The sequence below is a fragment of the Bacillus sp. FJAT-27225 genome (assembly GCF_001685025.1).
Classification (GTDB): domain Bacteria; phylum Bacillota; class Bacilli; order Bacillales; family Cytobacillaceae; genus Bacillus_D.
On the sequence record NZ_MAYU01000001.1, the window covers coordinates 570,557 to 585,851 of the forward strand.

The window sequence follows — 15,295 nt, forward strand, 5'->3', positions numbered from 1 at the left end:
TATTGCAATCAAATTGCAAGCAAGGTTAGAAATTAGTGATTAGCCGCTATGTCCCTTTGCTGCGCAAAAAAACCCCAGCCGTTTTGGCCAGGGTTAGTTAATGTAAATTATTCAGCTGCCAGCTCGGTTTCTTCTGCTTCAAGCCGTTTTTGCCGTTTCTTGAAGACGAATTTTGATAGATTGACAGAGATTTCGTATAGAAGCAGCAAAGGGATGATCACGAGAAAATCGGACATTGGATCCGGCGGCGTGATGACAACTGCGATTACTACTAAAATGAAATAAGCATATTTCCGAATTTTTGTTAACACATAAGGATTAAGGATTCCGAGTGAAGTCAGGAACATGACAACTGCCGGCAGCTCGAACAATACACCGAATGGCAAGGTCATATTCATAATGAACCGGAAATACTTATCAGCGGTAAAGTTGGTGACGAGCATGTCGCCGCCCAGATTGACCAGGAATTTCAACACGTTCGGGAAAATAACAAAATAACCGAATGCCAAGCCAGCTATGAACAGGATGAACAGAGCTGGAATATAGGAAAGCGATATTTTCCGCTCAACTGGCTTTAACGCCGGTTTTACAAACAGCCAGATTTGGATGGCCAAAATCGGAATTGTGCCGGCAATGGCGATTAACGAAGCCAGGGCAAAGTAAACCCAGACAATATCGCTAGGCCCGAGCACAATCAACTTGACTTCGAGGTCGCGGACAAACCATTGATAAATCTCTTCCACATACATAAACCCGGCAATGAAAAAAGCCACAAAGGCAATTGCTGTAATAATAATTCTTTTCCTGAGCTCGTCAAGATGATCAACTAAGTTTAATTCTTTATCTTCCATATCTTTCTCCCTGCCATGTACTTTTTACCTTTTCCTCGGAGCAGTTTAAAAGCTTTATTAGAAAGCCCGCACAACTGCGAGCCTTTTGGCGAAGTTAAGGGGGTTAAAATTTTGAATTATAGTTTAAACAAAAGGGTTCCTTCCCAAGCTCCGCCCTCAAGCTCGCAAGGTAAGTGAACCCCCTGATTTACATAAATGAATGTATAAGATTAAGCTTTTTTCTCTGCCTTCTTCTTATCTTCTTCAAAATCTTCCATGACATCGCTAGTCAGTTCGCGGGTGGATTTTTTGAATTCACGGAGTGTCTGGCCAAATGCGCGTCCAATTTCAGGAAGCTTCTTAGGACCAAAAATGATCAATGCAAGAACAAGGATTAGAATTAATCCGGGAACACCAATATTACTCAATCCCATAGTGTACAACCCCTTTAGCGTTTCATAATGATAAATCTACTATGATTATAGTACTTTATAAACGATTTTGGTTTAAATATAGTTAAAATTCATAGTAAGTTCACAAAATCCAAATGATTCTCCACAAATGTGATATTTTGCATTTCAATGAATTACCAGCTATGCCCTGCTGTACAAATGTAACAAGAACGCAGGCTTAAGTCAATCGATACTGAATTCTGGTTTGCTAAAAAAGACGGTGTTCAGTTGATTATACGGAAAGCAACTACATATACTATACCAAATAAGATCCGAAGGGAGTGGGATGGATGGAGTTTTCATTGGATAGCTTTGAATGTGCACTTCCAGTTGAAGTGACGATTGATGAGGACAACGGCCGCTATATGATCCGCAAAAGCGATACAAGCGGAGTTTTCTTTAACAGCCCTTCGGAATTGATTCAATGGATTCGAGCGCATTTTCAGGAAGATGAATTCAGAAGCCCTGACGATTTCAGGAACATGATGGGAAAGCTCAGCGAGTACGAACAATCTGGTAATCTGGAATAACGGGCAAAAAACATCAGCCGGCCGGCTGATGTTTTTTATTAGGAGGTGTATCCATATTCCTTATAATTGTCTGTCTTACTTCTTCGGCAACCTGCTTCAAATCCTTCACGAGAAAAATTTTCGGCATGATTGGATTCCCAATTGTGACGGTAATCCCGGCAGGCCTGATCAGGCGGCCATTTTTTTCAAAAACATCTGCGGTCCCCTGGATGGAAACAGGAACAATCGGGACTCCCCCATCCTTGGCAAGACGAAAGCTTCCGGATTTGAATGTGCCTACAGCGCCTCCTTTGCTCCGCGTTCCTTCAGGGAAAATCACCATTGAATGGCCCTTTTTCAAGATTTCGGCCCCTTCACGTATTGACGTAATCGCCTGTCTTCGGTCTCTTCTATCGATGAATACACAGCTAAGCAAATCCATCCATGTTCTCATGACCGGCACTTTTTTCACTTCCATTTTGGAAATGAAACCAAACGGTTTGGCCAAGTAGCCGAGCAGGACAGGTACATCAAAATCGCCTTCATGATTCGAGATGAAAACGACAGCTCCTTCGGGGATGTTTTCTTCCCCAATTACATCAACCTTTGACCCGGTCAATTTCATGATTGTACGAGACCAGCGTTTAGGCGTCGCATGGATGATTCTATCCTTCTCCGCTACCGATAGAAGAGGATTCAGCTTTTTCAGGCGGCGCAGTTCAATTGTGCTATAGAGGAGATAGCCGCTAATATAGGCAAAACATACAATGAGCCGGATCATTATTTCCCTCCGCCAGTTTTCCTGCTGTAGATAAGATATTCATAGTCATACGGATTCTTCTCATTCTTGATGCCTATTTCTCTTGAAATCAATTCCCATTCATTCGGAAGGAATACTGGAAAGAAGGTATCTCCTTCAAATTGCTCATGAATCAGTGTTAAATAGAGTTTATCCACATATGGGAAAAGTTCACGGAAAATTTCGGCTCCGCCAATTACAAAGATCTCTTCATCTTTTGTTTTGCTATACTCGAGAAAATCCTTCATTGAATAAAATACAGTACAGCCTTCACATGTGAACTCCTTATTCCGGGTAATGATAATATTTTCACGGCCAGGCAATGGCTTTCCGATCGATTGGAATGTTTTCCTTCCCATCGCGATGGGATGCCCCATTGTGGTCCGTTTAAAAAACTTTAAATCCTCAGGGAGATACCAAGGCAGTTTATTGTCTCTGCCGATTACCCTGTTTTCATCCATGGCCCAGATAAACGAAATCATACAGAGACAACTCCCTTAATGTGAGGATGAGGATCATAGCCTTCTAGTGTAAAATCTTCGTACTTAAATGAGAATATATCTTTTACATCAGGATTGATATTCATTTGAGGCAGCTTTCTCGGCTCACGGCTAAGCTGCTCCTTCACCTGCTCAATATGATTCTTATAAATATGTACATCGCCAAACGTGTGGACGAATTCACCAGGCTCGAGATCACAAACCTGTGCAATCATCATCGTTAACAGTGCATAGGAAGCAATGTTAAACGGCACGCCAAGGAATACGTCTGCCGACCGCTGATACAATTGGCATGACAGTTTCCCGTCCGCTACATAAAATTGGAACAGGCAGTGACAAGGAGCAAGAGCCATTTTATCGATTTCTGCTACATTCCATGCGTTTACTAACAGCCGGCGTGAATTCGGATTCGTCTTGATTTGACTAATCAGCTCACTAATCTGGTCAACCGTTGTACCGTCAGCACCTTCCCAAGACCGCCACTGTTTTCCGTAAACCGGTCCAAGATTGCCTGCTTCGTCTGCCCATTCATTCCAAATCCTTACCCCATTTTCCTGCAAGTAACGGATATTGGTATCCCCGTTCAAAAACCAGAGCAATTCATGGATGATCGATCTTAAGTGCAATTTTTTAGTTGTAATAAGCGGGAAGCCCTCCTGCAGGTTGAATCGCATTTGGTAGCCAAATGTCGAGATTGTACCCGTCCCGGTCCTGTCGCCCTTTTCTGTCCCGTTCTCAAGAACATGACGGCAAAGATCTAGATATTGTTTCATTTGTTGAGACCCTCCCTATGTTTGTCCTTTTTATTTTAGATTATCTTGTAAGGGGGGGTCAACGAAACAATGCTTTTATGTTAATAAAAAGGCCCGGTTATTAATCCAGGCCTTTTATCAATTCATATGTTAGCGGAGCCGTACTTTTAAGGAAGGCATTGCTTTCTGCTGAAAAATAATAATAAGCAAATGCTTCAGCAAAATACTCCTCAGGATAGATGATAAAATAATCCCGGCCTGGAAAAAGCTCTGTCCGCTCTTTTTTCCATATAGCTTGAAAAGAATCCTGGTCAGAAAAATCTTTATAAACTAAATGATCAATTGAGTGGGCGAGCTCATGGAGCTCCAGATTAATCGATCCATGCCCTTTCCCTTTTTCACTTGCACCAATTTTTACAAGGACAATTTCTGCCCCGCCAATACCCGGAACTGAGTCCCATGTAGCACCGTTTGTGTAGCCCCTCGGGGTTTTACCCTTTAGGTGGCTAGCGGTCGGATTATCTGTCAGATTTCCTTCAAAAAGCCGGACTCTGATTCCCTCTTCGTCTATTCTGTTAAGCAGCGGCTGGGGCAGTTTTGCAATGCGCCGGATCATTTCTGCTGCCTCGACAGTGTCAAAGGAATCTTCGGGCAGCAAAATAGTTTCTGCCAGGATGTCCCGATCCGAGTTTTCTAGCTGCTGTCCAAGCTCGGACTCACCGCTGAATTGAGCAAGCGCGACACCGCCCGGAGACGCTTCGGAAGTCGACACCAGGAAAAAAAACAACACAACAGGAACAGCCAAATAAAGAAACTTCTTCATTCTCATTTCCCCAGTTTTATAGTTTAGTATCTATTGAAATTATACCATCTTGACAGTGGAAACCAGACAAGGAAACGATGGAAATTGTGGCTAAAAAGCGAAAACCCGGCAATGGCCGGGTTGAATTCTTATCTATGAAAATAATTAACTACTAGGCCATCCACTTGGGCGGAGTGTTCTTATCCCAATATATACTGCCTAGTTCATGATGCTCCTGAAATCTGTCATGGGCAGTATGGTAATGAAAATTAAACCAGTATCCTGCCTGTGGCGGGTTATCGCGCCGAACATGGAAACGGATGACATCCTTGCCTGTCCGTACGTCTTTGATATGGAAGATTTTTTCGGAAAGACCCGCGCCTGGCTGTTCGGAAATCACCAATTCACTCAAATCTTCTTCAGGAAACTGGGCAGTTGTATTAGAAATCGCTTTTTCAATATTAGGAAGGATAATTTCCTTGAATTCATTCTCAATCACTGGTTTGATTCTCGTCCCGAACTTCTCATATGACCTCGCCTCTGCAAGCTTGACCATCTCTTCGACAAATTGTTCACGGGTAATCTCAGAAACTGGCGGGGCATGTGTTTCCAGCGATGGACCATATTCTGCAGAATCACGGCCTGAAGGTTTGTTATCCGCGTTCGCTTGTTGTAAAAGGTCTATTTGGGCTGGTGTAACCAATCCGAATGTCAGGATCGATACCATGACAACGAATGATTTACGTATCCACTTTTTCAATGCCAGTCCCCCCTTTTTTATGTATAAATCTATTATACTTCTTTTTTTAATGGAGTGGTATGAGTTTTAAAGTTTTTAATATGGATATAATAACTATAATGAAAATTTTTCTTTAGGGGTGGGAAGAGTATGGATTGGGTGATTATGACTGGCGGGTTGGTCATGCTTGGCTATTTTGTTTATTTATCGATCGCTGATTGAGAATAGAGCCGGCTGTTAGGGCCGGCTTTTATTTTTCAATAAATCCATAATGGAATTTTGCATTTTTCCGGATTTTCCTTGTAAAACCGAACTCTTCAAAGCGTGGGCTTCTGAAATGGTCCTTCAGAACAACCCGTTGGCGGGCGACTCTTAATGACTCTTCGATCTCTTCCCCGCCAAGGCCCCTGTATTCGGCAAACTGGCGAAGCGCGCGGATGCCTTCCGATTCCTCAATGCCTTCATCAAACATCGGATCCCAATAAACACAGTCAACTGATTTGTCAGGCAAGCTTTTTAAATAAGACAACGCATCAGAATGAATAACGTTAACCCGTTTCATAGCGTCGTCAAGTAGCCCAATACCCGTAGGCCAGCTGGAAAGTCCCTGTTTTACTAAATAGGCAATATATTTGCTGCCCTCAAGGCCATTTATGGTACCCTCGATCCCTGACGCGAAACTTGCGGCAATCGAATCAGAGCCAAGGCCAAGTGTACAGTCGAGAAAAGAGCCTCCTTTTTGGAGCCCGGCTGCCTCAATCAGCGGATCGGTGCCACCCTCTATTAGCCGCTTGACCCGGAACATCGCTGAAGACGGGTGAAAGAAAAATGGCTTGTCCTCTCCTATACCATAAAGCTTGATGGATTCGTTACCTACAACGATGCAGGCAGAACCTGTTTCTTTTTGCATCTGTGGAATCGATTTTTTTCCTCTAGGCAGAAGGGGAATAGATAGATCACTGGCAGCCTTTTTTGCTCTATTCAACATATTTTCATTCACACGGTAAGCAGTTGTTACAAACATAACGTATTCTCCTACTAGTAGAAAACTTGCCAATCGGCGAGCAGTTTTGTAATGCAGGTAATTTGAGTTGAAAAAAGGACGCCAAACGGCATCCCTTAAAATTTGTTCTCCATTGCAGTAGAAAGGTGCTCCATAAGCCCTTCCAATGTATTGCCTTCAATATCATGGCGTGGAATAAAATCGACAACCTGGCCATCTTTCAGAAGTGCAACTGAAGGCGAAGATGGTGGAATGTCGCCGAAATACTCACGCATTTTGGCAGTTGCTTCCTTATCCTGGCCTGCAAATACAGTTACCAGATGATCAGGTTTCTTGTCAGTGTTCAAAACCGTTTGAGTAATCGCCGGGCGGGCAAGGCCTGCTGCACAGCCGCAAACCGAGTTGATTACAACAATTGCTGTTCCTTTTTCTTCTCCCATGAATGAATCGACTTCTTCAGGAGTTGTCAGTTCTTTGAAGCCTGCGTTTACGAGTTCATCGCGCATCGGCTTCACCATTTGCCTCATATATTCTTCATATGCCATTGACATAGCAAAAATCCCTCCGTTTCATTATTATTAGGATACTATAAATAATTTCCATATTCCATTCTTCGAAACCTTTTGTTTAAAGAAATGCTATTGCAGGTTCGCCTTTCTCGCCTCGGTCATCTGCTTCCACACGGACCCTTTTGCCTCTTCTCCGCCTTCAATGCGTGCCATTGCCATTTTGGCTTGCAATGCAACTTCAAACTCAGGATCATCGGCTGCTTCCTTTAGGGCTGGAAGGGCAGATTCATCACCTACTTCAAAAAGGAACATTGCGGCACGCCAACGGACAAGTTTGCTAGCGTCTTTTAAAGCCTTTGCCATTTCAGGACCAGCTTCGCTGAATCCAAGGTCGGACAGGCAGTCGCCAGCTGTTCTCCTAACTGTAACATTTTTATCCTTTAATGCTTTGTAAAGTAGCGGTAATACCGCTTTGTCCTCTATCATCCCAAGATAGACGGTTGCCAGCCTTCGAATCGATGGCTTTTCGTCCTGCAGGGCTTTCTCGAGCATAGGCAAGTCCTCGAGTTCAGGGTCAGGAATTTGCTCCAACTTCTGATACCTAATCTGCCATTCTGGATGATCCAGGTCTTCAGAGGTAATCCGGTGCCTTTCACGTGTCGGCTTAATTGGCGCGGATGGGCCAGCAGCTTTGGCAGCCTTAATAATTTCATCAAGTCTGGACTTTGGATAGGCGGCAATCAGTTCCTCAATGACCTCATGGCCAATCTGATCAAATTCTCCGTAGCGTACACCAAAATCCTGCCATTTTCTTAGCAAAATATAATTGTCTCCATCGAGCTGGGCCTGTTCACGCGCTTCAAGGAAATAGTCAGGCATTCCATAGCGCTTTTCTTCATTTCCATCCAAAAGCTTGACTTGAAGCGGAATATCCTTGAACATTTGGACTTGTACCTGGATTTCGCCAAAATGAGAAATTTCTTCCTGGGCCTGTTCGACAGCAGAAGTTGCGTCACCAAATGCACCTCTGACTTTTGCCAGCAGTTCCTTCCAGTCATATTTTGCATTACGTTCTACAGCAATAAAGTCTGCTACATGGTAAACACCTTTTATGCCTTCAATGTCAAGAATGCTGCGGATCACTGCCGGAGCACCTTCGTGGTTGTCTTTTTTATAATTATGGCTCTTGCCCATTGGAAGCTCTTGGTCAAGATTAATCTTCATCGTATTCGGGCTCGGAGTCGGTTCGATCGACTTGATTTTCACTCGTATCACCTCATTTTTTACTGTATCACAAACTACGGGGATTCTTCCAATTTACAAGACTGCAGGACTGTGGCTATTTTAGGGAAGTTATAAAGACGCATGTAAATAGGCATCCCGGGGCACCGGGATGCCTTAAAAAACTGTTGCTGCCAAACCGTTAGCACCTGCTAGCATCTGGCTAGCCTTCTGCTATTTCAGACAAATATGACCACCGTTCAATTAACCGTTCAAGCTCTTCGTTCAATTCGGTTTCTTCTTGCATCAGCTTGCTTGCCAGTTCGAAATTGCTCCCGGTGTTTGCCAGCTCCTCAGAAATTTCGGCAAGCCTCTCTTCTGCTGCGGCTATATCGCCGTCAATGGATTCCCATTCCTTTTGTTCGTGGTAAGACAGTCTTTTCTTTTTTTCCTTTAACCTTTGTGGCTGTGCAGGAGGAGTTTTAGCCGCGGATGTATTGACTGACTCTGCTTGTTTCTCCATGTATTCAGAGTAATTGCCAAAGTGGGTTCCAATAGTTCCTCCGCCTTTTAGAATAATAAGCTGCTCTACGGTTTTATCAAGGAAATAACGGTCATGGGAAACAGTAATCACAACGCCAGGGAAATCGTCAAGATAATCTTCCAGAACTGTCAGAGTTTGGGTATCAAGGTCGTTTGTAGGCTCATCCAGTAACAGAACATTTGGAGCTTCCATTAATATCTTGAGCAAATACAATCTCCGCTTCTCCCCGCCGGACAGCTTCCGGATCGGTGTTCCATGAGTTGAGGGAGGGAAGAGAAACCGTTCAAGCATCTGCGAGGCTGAAATTGTTTTCCCATCTGTGGTGTTGATAACCTGTGCTGTTTCTTTGATGTACTCAATCATCCGCAGGCTTTCATCCATATCTTCATTTTCTTGCGTATAGTAGCCGATTTTGACGGTTTGACCCATTTCATATTCGCCGTTATCCAAAGGAATCCGTTTGGCAAGAATATTCAGCAGTGTCGATTTGCCTGTCCCGTTCTTTCCGATGATTCCAATTCGGTCACCCGGCTTAACAAGCAGGTTAAACTGATCAAGAATCATCGTTCCGCCGTATGCCTTGCTTGCATCCTTCAATTCGAAAACTTGTTTTCCGAGCCTGCTGCCTGCAAGTGAAATATCGACTTTCTCCTGGCTTTTGCCACTTGAAACTTGTTCTTCGAGCTTATCAAATCTGTCTATTCTCGCCTTTTGCTTTGTAGAACGAGCCTTTGCGCCTCTGCGGATCCATTCAAGTTCGCGCCTGAACAAGTTCTTCTTTTTCTCAAGAGTTGCAGCTTCGTTTTCCTCACGGATAGCTTTGGCTTCAAGGAAGCTTCCATAGTTTCCTTTATACGTATAGATATTTCCGCCATCAAGCTCCATAATCCTGTTTGTAACCCTGTCAAGGAAATAACGGTCGTGTGTGACAAGCAAAACGGAACCCGCATAACTCTTCAAGTAATCCTCGAGCCATTTGACTGAGTCGAAATCAAGGTGGTTTGTCGGCTCATCCAGGATCAGTAAATCGGGTGCTTCTATCAGTACGCTTGCCAGCGCGACCCGCTTTTTCTGGCCTCCCGACAGCTCGCCGATTTTCCGTTGATATCCGTCAATACCCAGCTTTGTCAAAATTGTCTTCGCGTTCGTGCTAGCATCCCAGCCATTTACGGCATCCATTCCTTTTTGAAGGGAAAAAAGCTGCTCCTGAACCTGCTCATTGCCCGGTGATAATTCAAGTTCAGCCAGGCATTGCTCATACCTGCGCATTACCCTAACGACTGGAGCGTCACCATGGAACACTTGCTCCAGGACGGTAAGGTCAGGATCCAGGTCCGGCTGCTGGTCAAGATAAGCAATCCTGTAGTCCTTTGCTGCAATAATCTCTCCGGAGTCCGAATCATCGACACCTGCAATGATTTTTAAAAGCGAAGATTTCCCTGTCCCGTTAACACCAATCAGGCCAATCTTTTCTTTTTCTGTAATCGTAAACGAAATTGTATTAAAAAGTTTTTTCTCTCCGTATGTTTTTGATAGATTTTCAACGGTGAGCATTTTCATAGCTTGCAATCCCACTCTCTATAAAATTGCTGAAGAAACTCCTCCATCGCTCTTTGCCGGCTTTCGGCCATTCTTTTCGCAGTGTCTGTATGGAGTAATTCTTTGAGCTTCAACAGCTTCTCGTAAAAATGGTTGATAGTAGATGACTTTCCGTTCCGGTACTCCTCAAGCGTCATGTTTTCCCTAACTTCAAGTACCGGCTCATATATAGGCTGGCCCTTCTTACCGCCATAGGCAAAAGTCCGGGCAATCCCGATGGCACCAATTGCATCAAGGCGGTCAGCATCCTGGACTATTTCGGCTTCAATTGAAGGAAGCGGCCCGCCGTTCCCGCCTTTAAATGAAATCGAGTAAACAATATCGTCGATTTTCTTCTTCTCAGCAGCCGATAATCCTATTTGGATAAAAAAATCGTCGAGCTTTTGCCTTCCCGCCTCTGCTGAAGGGTTCAGCTTTTCATCAGGTATATCGTGAAGCAAGGCTGCCATTTCAATAATGGCGGTATCACCTTTGCCTTCCGAATTTGCAATCAGCAGGGCATTCTTCCTGACCCGGTTGACATGGTGCCAGTCATGGCCGGTTGAATCCTGTCCCATCTCGGATTTCACGTATTCTTCTATTGTGGCAATCGTCTGTTCCAAAAGGCGCACTTCCTTTCATCCTGATATTTTACCATGAAAGGCATTAGCCTTAAAGATACAGGTGTTTCAAGTCTTATTGTAAACAGACAATCTGGTTTATGTAATTCGGTTCCATATCAACATGAGGTATATGGACCTGCCTAGAAGGGATACTTCTGGGGTTTCAAACTTTTGATTAGTCTCTGAAACTCTTGCCCAAGGACATTTTCACCTTTTAGACACCGGGTTTTGTCTTTGAAACCCTTGCTCAGGGACATGTTCACAGTTTCGACACGGGGTTTTGTCCTTGAAACTCTTTCTCAAGGACATTTTCACCTTTCCGTCACTGGGTTTTGTCCTTGGTTTTGCCTAAAGGTTACAGTGAAATCCTGTATTTAAGCTCAAAATAATAACGGCTGCCGAATATTTCTTCGGCAGCCTGATTTCAGCAAATTTGCTTAATACTTAACCAATGTTATGATACCAGCTAATCCCAAGTGTATTTTCACCGGCGTGAACCCCGATGACAGCACCAAGCGGGCAGCGGATAAACTTGAGTTCCGGGAATTGGGGTTCCAATTCCGTTTGCCAATCCAGCGCTGCGTCCTCATGCAGGCCATAAAGTAAATACACTTCTTTAAATTTGTGCTTTTCGTATGCAGAACGCAGATAGCCTTCGATTTTATCTTTTGCTTTCCTGCTGCTCCTGGCTTTTTCTTTTACTTCCAACTTCCCATCTTCAATCGAAATAATCGGTGTGATGCTGAGCATGCTGCCGAGGAAAAATTGCACGCCGCCCATCCGGCCGCTCCTGTGCAATTGTTCAAGGCTGCCAATCAATACATATGTCTCATTTTCATCACGATATCGTTCAAGTTCCTCCTTGATTGCGGCTGCATCTTTCCCTTCCCTGCTCAGCGCAATTCCCTTTTTCAGAAGAGCCGACAATGGGAAAGCAAGAATTTTGGAATCAATCGTCGTAACAGGAATGTCTACCAACTGGGCAGCTTGCTCACTTGAAGAGACCGTTCCACTTAGTTTGGATGATAGAAGTACGGTAATTATTTCGTCGTAGTTTTCGGCCAGTTTTTCAAACAAATCCTTGAACGCCCCAACAGATGGCTGCGAAGTCTTCGGAGGCGTTTTTAATTCGCGCAGCTTGGAAAAAAGCTCACCGGCAGTCAAATCAATTCCGTCCGCATACTCCTGGCCATCCATGATTACCGTCAATGGGATGGAATACAGGTCCGGATTGCCCCGCAGTTCCTCATCAAGAAATGCGGTGCTATCCGTTACCCAGGCTGTTTTTTTCAAAGAAAATCCCCCTTTATTGTTATAAATTCGTATTTAGTCTAAATATAAGTAGTACAGGCTTAAATTAGTCCTCATTTAAAAAGGTATTAAAGCAACTTTTCAATATCCTTTTTTATATCATTCGGCTTTATGGTTGAGGCGTATCGAGCTATCGGTTTTCCATTTCTGTCAACAAGAAACTTGGTAAAATTCCACTTAATACTCTTGCTGCCTAGTATCCCTGGAGCTTCTTTTGATAAGTATTCGAATAGAGGGTGCGCCTTATCCCCCTTCACATCGACCTTCGCAAAAATAGGGAAGGTAACTCCGTAATTCAAGCTGCAAAATGATTCAATTTGCTCTTCGGTTCCAGGCTCCTGGCCGCCGAATTGGTTGCTCGGGAACCCCAGTACGGCAAAGCCTCTTCCCTCGTATTCTGCATATAGTTCCTGCAGGTCCTCATATTGAGGGGTGAATCCGCATTTACTAGCAGTATTGACAATAAGAAGAACCTTTCCTTCATAATCATGTAATGAAACTTCCTTACCTTTGATTGTCCGTGCTTTAAATTCGTATACTGACAAAGTCGTCCACCACCATTCTCATATTTTTCGTTTTTCACACGTAATCTATGTATGTTTGCATTATAGCCAGCCACACTTGCATTCCAGTTACTTTCCGCTAATTCAAGCTTTCAAGATAGGTATACAGGCGGACGAGCGTTTCTGAGGTATAGGCAATCATATCGGGAAGGTCGCTCAGCTGGCTCTCGGTAATTAATCTATTAAACTCAACCGTAATGCAATTATGTATACTGTCCTCTTGGCCAAACGGGTCAAATGCAGCTTTCTGGGTAATTTTTCGCTCCGCTCCCCAGACCGACTCGATGATTGACTGGATTTCCAGAAAAATCGTTTCGTCGTCTTTGTGCTTCATATCGAATTGCAGCAGAAGCTCACAGCCAGCTTTATTCTTTTGAGTATCGCTTGGCAAAAGCTCCGCAGCTAAATTGACCAGCCCTGCCCGAAGTATTACTTCTGCTTCTATCCCGGCAATCCCCACCATATGGAAGCGAACCAGAAACTCCCTCGATAAAGATGCGAGATCGACAATATCCTTGCGATCGATTATTGCAATCTCCTTGGCAAGATCCATATCGTAAAGTGAACCTTCCAGGATTACTTTCATATTATCAAAAGCTGTTGGATCAAACAATTTCTGGCCTCCCTTAACAGTCTATAATAGTAACGAATTCCTCAGTTTCTCGTTTTATTCGTACTTTTCTGGATTAATGCACACTTTTTCGGGTTTATGCGTAATTTCCCCCATATATGCGCATTTTTCAAAATTTACGCGCACTTTCCGAATTTATGGGCAGTTTCAAGTTCATGCTAAAAAAGAGGCTCTGTTAAAAGAGCCTCCCTTGATTGTTTCTCCTTATGACTAAAAAAGCCCTACCGCATTCCCGTTTGCATCAACATCCATATTCATTGCAGCCGGCTTTTTCGGCAGGCCAGGCATTGTCATGACATCTCCGGTCAGTGCAACTAAAAATCCAGCGCCAATAGAAGGCTTGAATTCCCGGACCGTTACAGTAAATCCGGTTGGGCTGCCAAGCAGAGAAGGATTGTCTGAAAGTGAATACTGGGTTTTTGCCATACAAATTGGCAAGTTGGTCCAGCCTAGCCTGTCAAAGTCGACAAGCTGCTTTTTCGCCTTAGCTGAGAATTCCACATCAAGCCCTCCGTACACCTTTTGGACAATCGTCCGTACCTTCACATCGATTGGATCGGCAAGGTCATAAAGAGGCTGGAATGTATTTGGTGTTTCCTCGATCGCCTTCAAAACTTTTTCGGCAAGCTCGATTCCGCCCTCGCCGCCCTTTTCCCATACCTCTGTCAAGGCAACTTCAATGTTCTCTGATTCACACCAATCAATCAGCGTCTTAATTTCTTCTGGTGAATCAGTAACAAACCGGTTAACAGCAACAACAGCCGGTAATCCAAACGCCTTGATCGTTTCAATATGTTTTTTAAGATTGGCAAAGCCAAGTGTCAAAGCCGGAATATTCTCAGCTGAAAGCTCCTGTTTTGGCACCCCGCCATGCATTTTCAGTGCCCTGATTGTTGCGACAATAACGACGGCCTCTGGCTTGATCTGGGCACTGCGTGATTTAATATGCAAAAACTTCTCAGCACCGAGATCGGCTCCGAAACCTGCTTCCGTTACTACATAATCGGCCAATTTGGCAGCTGCAGTCGTTGCGATAACAGAATTACAGCCGTGTGCAATATTGGCGAACGGGCCGCCGTGCACCATTGCAGGTGTATGCTCAATTGTTTGGACAATATTTGGTTTTACGGCTTCCTTGAGGAGCAGTGTAAGTGCGCCCTCAACACCAAGGTCGCCCGCTGTTACAGGCTCCTTCTGATCATTGTAGGCAACGACCATTCGGGCCAGCCGTCGTTTTAAATCTTCCAGATCGGTGGCAAGGCAAAGAACCGCCATTATTTCCGAAGCGACCGTTATATCAAATCCATCTTCACGGGGAACACCCTGAATAGGGCCCCCCAGGCCGATCACGACCTTCCTTAGTGCACGGTCGTTAAGGTCAACTGCCCGCTTCCAGACAATCCGCCTCGAATCAATGCGCAGCTCATTTCCTTGCTGCAGATGGTTATCGATCAATGCTGCCAATGCATTGTTGGCAGTTGTAATCGCGTGCAGGTCTCCCGTGAAATGAAGGTTAATATCCTCCATAGGAAGAACCTGTGAGTAACCTCCGCCAGCAGCGCCCCCTTTAATCCCCATAGTTGGGCCAAGCGAAGGCTCGCGCATTGCAATCATCGCTTTTTTTCCTATCCTGTTAAATGCATCACCAAGGCCAACAGTAACAGTCGACTTCCCTTCCCCGGCAGGAGTAGGATTAATCGCAGTTACAAGAATAATCTTACCGCTAGGCCTCGTTTGTAATTTCTTTAGTGTGTCAGTTGAGAGCTTTGCTTTGTACTTTCCATACAGCTCCAAATCGTCTTCAGCCAGTCCGACCGTAGCAGCGATCTCAGTGATTGGCTTCATTTTTGCTTCCTGTGCAATTTCAATGTCGGACTTGTGCTTGATTTTTTCCAAAAGTATCCCCCGCATCCATGACTGAATTTAGTG

At 44.3% G+C, this 15,295-nt stretch carries 17 protein-coding genes; 1 reads left to right on the plus strand and 16 read right to left on the minus strand.

The window, feature by feature from the left end:
• Window positions 1-107 precede the first annotated feature (107 nt).
• Window positions 108-851, minus strand: coding sequence for a twin-arginine translocase subunit TatC (tatC, locus tag A8F94_RS02930; RefSeq protein ID WP_066195365.1), 744 nt, complete (start codon window positions 849-851; stop codon window positions 108-110).
• A 209-nt stretch (window positions 852-1,060) separates the two neighbouring features.
• Window positions 1,061-1,264, minus strand: coding sequence for a twin-arginine translocase TatA/TatE family subunit (tatA, locus tag A8F94_RS02935; protein ID WP_066195368.1), 204 nt, complete (start codon window positions 1,262-1,264; stop codon window positions 1,061-1,063).
• 308 nt (window positions 1,265-1,572) lie between these two features.
• Between tatA and A8F94_RS02940 the strand changes: the two genes are divergently transcribed.
• The gene (locus A8F94_RS02940; RefSeq protein WP_066195372.1) at window positions 1,573-1,812 is read left to right on the plus strand and encodes a hypothetical protein; all 240 of its coding nucleotides are present in this window, start codon (window positions 1,573-1,575) and stop codon (window positions 1,810-1,812) included.
• A gap of 13 nt (window positions 1,813-1,825) precedes the next feature.
• Here the strand turns inward: A8F94_RS02940 and A8F94_RS02945 are convergent, their stop codons facing one another.
• From A8F94_RS02945 to A8F94_RS03010, 14 genes are all read right to left on the minus strand, one after another.
• A complete protein-coding gene (locus A8F94_RS02945) occupies window positions 1,826-2,572 on the minus strand; it encodes a lysophospholipid acyltransferase family protein (RefSeq protein ID WP_066195375.1) in 747 nt (248 codons plus the stop codon).
• On the minus strand, window positions 2,572-3,072 hold the full coding sequence (locus A8F94_RS02950) for a dihydrofolate reductase (RefSeq protein WP_066195378.1): 501 nt from the start codon (window positions 3,070-3,072) through the stop codon (window positions 2,572-2,574). The genes A8F94_RS02945 and A8F94_RS02950 overlap by 1 nt, the downstream gene beginning before the upstream one ends.
• The gene (locus tag A8F94_RS02955; RefSeq protein WP_066195380.1) at window positions 3,069-3,863 is read right to left on the minus strand and encodes a thymidylate synthase; all 795 of its coding nucleotides are present in this window, start codon (window positions 3,861-3,863) and stop codon (window positions 3,069-3,071) included. The genes A8F94_RS02950 and A8F94_RS02955 overlap by 4 nt, the downstream gene beginning before the upstream one ends.
• Window positions 3,864-3,963: 100 nt before the next feature.
• Window positions 3,964-4,665 carry an anthrax toxin lethal factor-related metalloendopeptidase gene (locus A8F94_RS02960; RefSeq protein ID WP_066195383.1) on the minus strand — a complete coding sequence of 234 codons (702 nt, stop codon included), beginning with the start codon at window positions 4,663-4,665 and terminating at the stop codon, window positions 3,964-3,966.
• A 151-nt stretch (window positions 4,666-4,816) separates the two neighbouring features.
• Window positions 4,817-5,410, minus strand: a complete 594-nt coding sequence (locus tag A8F94_RS02965; RefSeq protein WP_066195385.1) for a YpjP family protein — start codon at window positions 5,408-5,410, stop codon at window positions 4,817-4,819.
• Between the two features lie 223 nt (window positions 5,411-5,633).
• On the minus strand, window positions 5,634-6,407 hold the full coding sequence (locus tag A8F94_RS02970) for a class I SAM-dependent methyltransferase (RefSeq protein WP_066195387.1): 774 nt from the start codon (window positions 6,405-6,407) through the stop codon (window positions 5,634-5,636).
• A 95-nt stretch (window positions 6,408-6,502) separates the two neighbouring features.
• A complete protein-coding gene (locus A8F94_RS02975; protein ID WP_066195390.1) occupies window positions 6,503-6,937 on the minus strand; it encodes a BrxA/BrxB family bacilliredoxin in 435 nt (144 codons plus the stop codon).
• An 87-nt stretch (window positions 6,938-7,024) separates the two neighbouring features.
• Window positions 7,025-8,161, minus strand: coding sequence for a conserved virulence factor C family protein (locus A8F94_RS02980; protein ID WP_066195393.1), 1,137 nt, complete (start codon window positions 8,159-8,161; stop codon window positions 7,025-7,027).
• A gap of 178 nt (window positions 8,162-8,339) precedes the next feature.
• A complete protein-coding gene (locus A8F94_RS02985) occupies window positions 8,340-10,220 on the minus strand; it encodes an ABC-F family ATP-binding cassette domain-containing protein (RefSeq protein ID WP_066195396.1) in 1,881 nt (626 codons plus the stop codon).
• A complete protein-coding gene (locus A8F94_RS02990; protein WP_066197210.1) occupies window positions 10,217-10,816 on the minus strand; it encodes an HD domain-containing protein in 600 nt (199 codons plus the stop codon). The genes A8F94_RS02985 and A8F94_RS02990 overlap by 4 nt, the downstream gene beginning before the upstream one ends.
• A 489-nt stretch (window positions 10,817-11,305) precedes the next feature.
• On the minus strand, window positions 11,306-12,154 hold the full coding sequence (locus tag A8F94_RS02995) for a DegV family protein (RefSeq protein WP_066195399.1): 849 nt from the start codon (window positions 12,152-12,154) through the stop codon (window positions 11,306-11,308).
• 86 nt (window positions 12,155-12,240) lie between these two features.
• Complete coding sequence (locus tag A8F94_RS03000; protein ID WP_066195401.1) at window positions 12,241-12,717, minus strand: glutathione peroxidase; 477 nt, start codon at window positions 12,715-12,717, stop codon at window positions 12,241-12,243.
• 97 nt (window positions 12,718-12,814) lie between these two features.
• On the minus strand, window positions 12,815-13,348 hold the full coding sequence (locus tag A8F94_RS03005) for a hypothetical protein (protein ID WP_066195404.1): 534 nt from the start codon (window positions 13,346-13,348) through the stop codon (window positions 12,815-12,817).
• A gap of 228 nt (window positions 13,349-13,576) precedes the next feature.
• Entirely contained in the window at window positions 13,577-15,253 is a 1,677-nt protein-coding gene (locus A8F94_RS03010; protein WP_441294179.1) for a formate--tetrahydrofolate ligase, read from the minus strand.
• Between the last annotated feature and the right edge of the window lie 42 nt (window positions 15,254-15,295).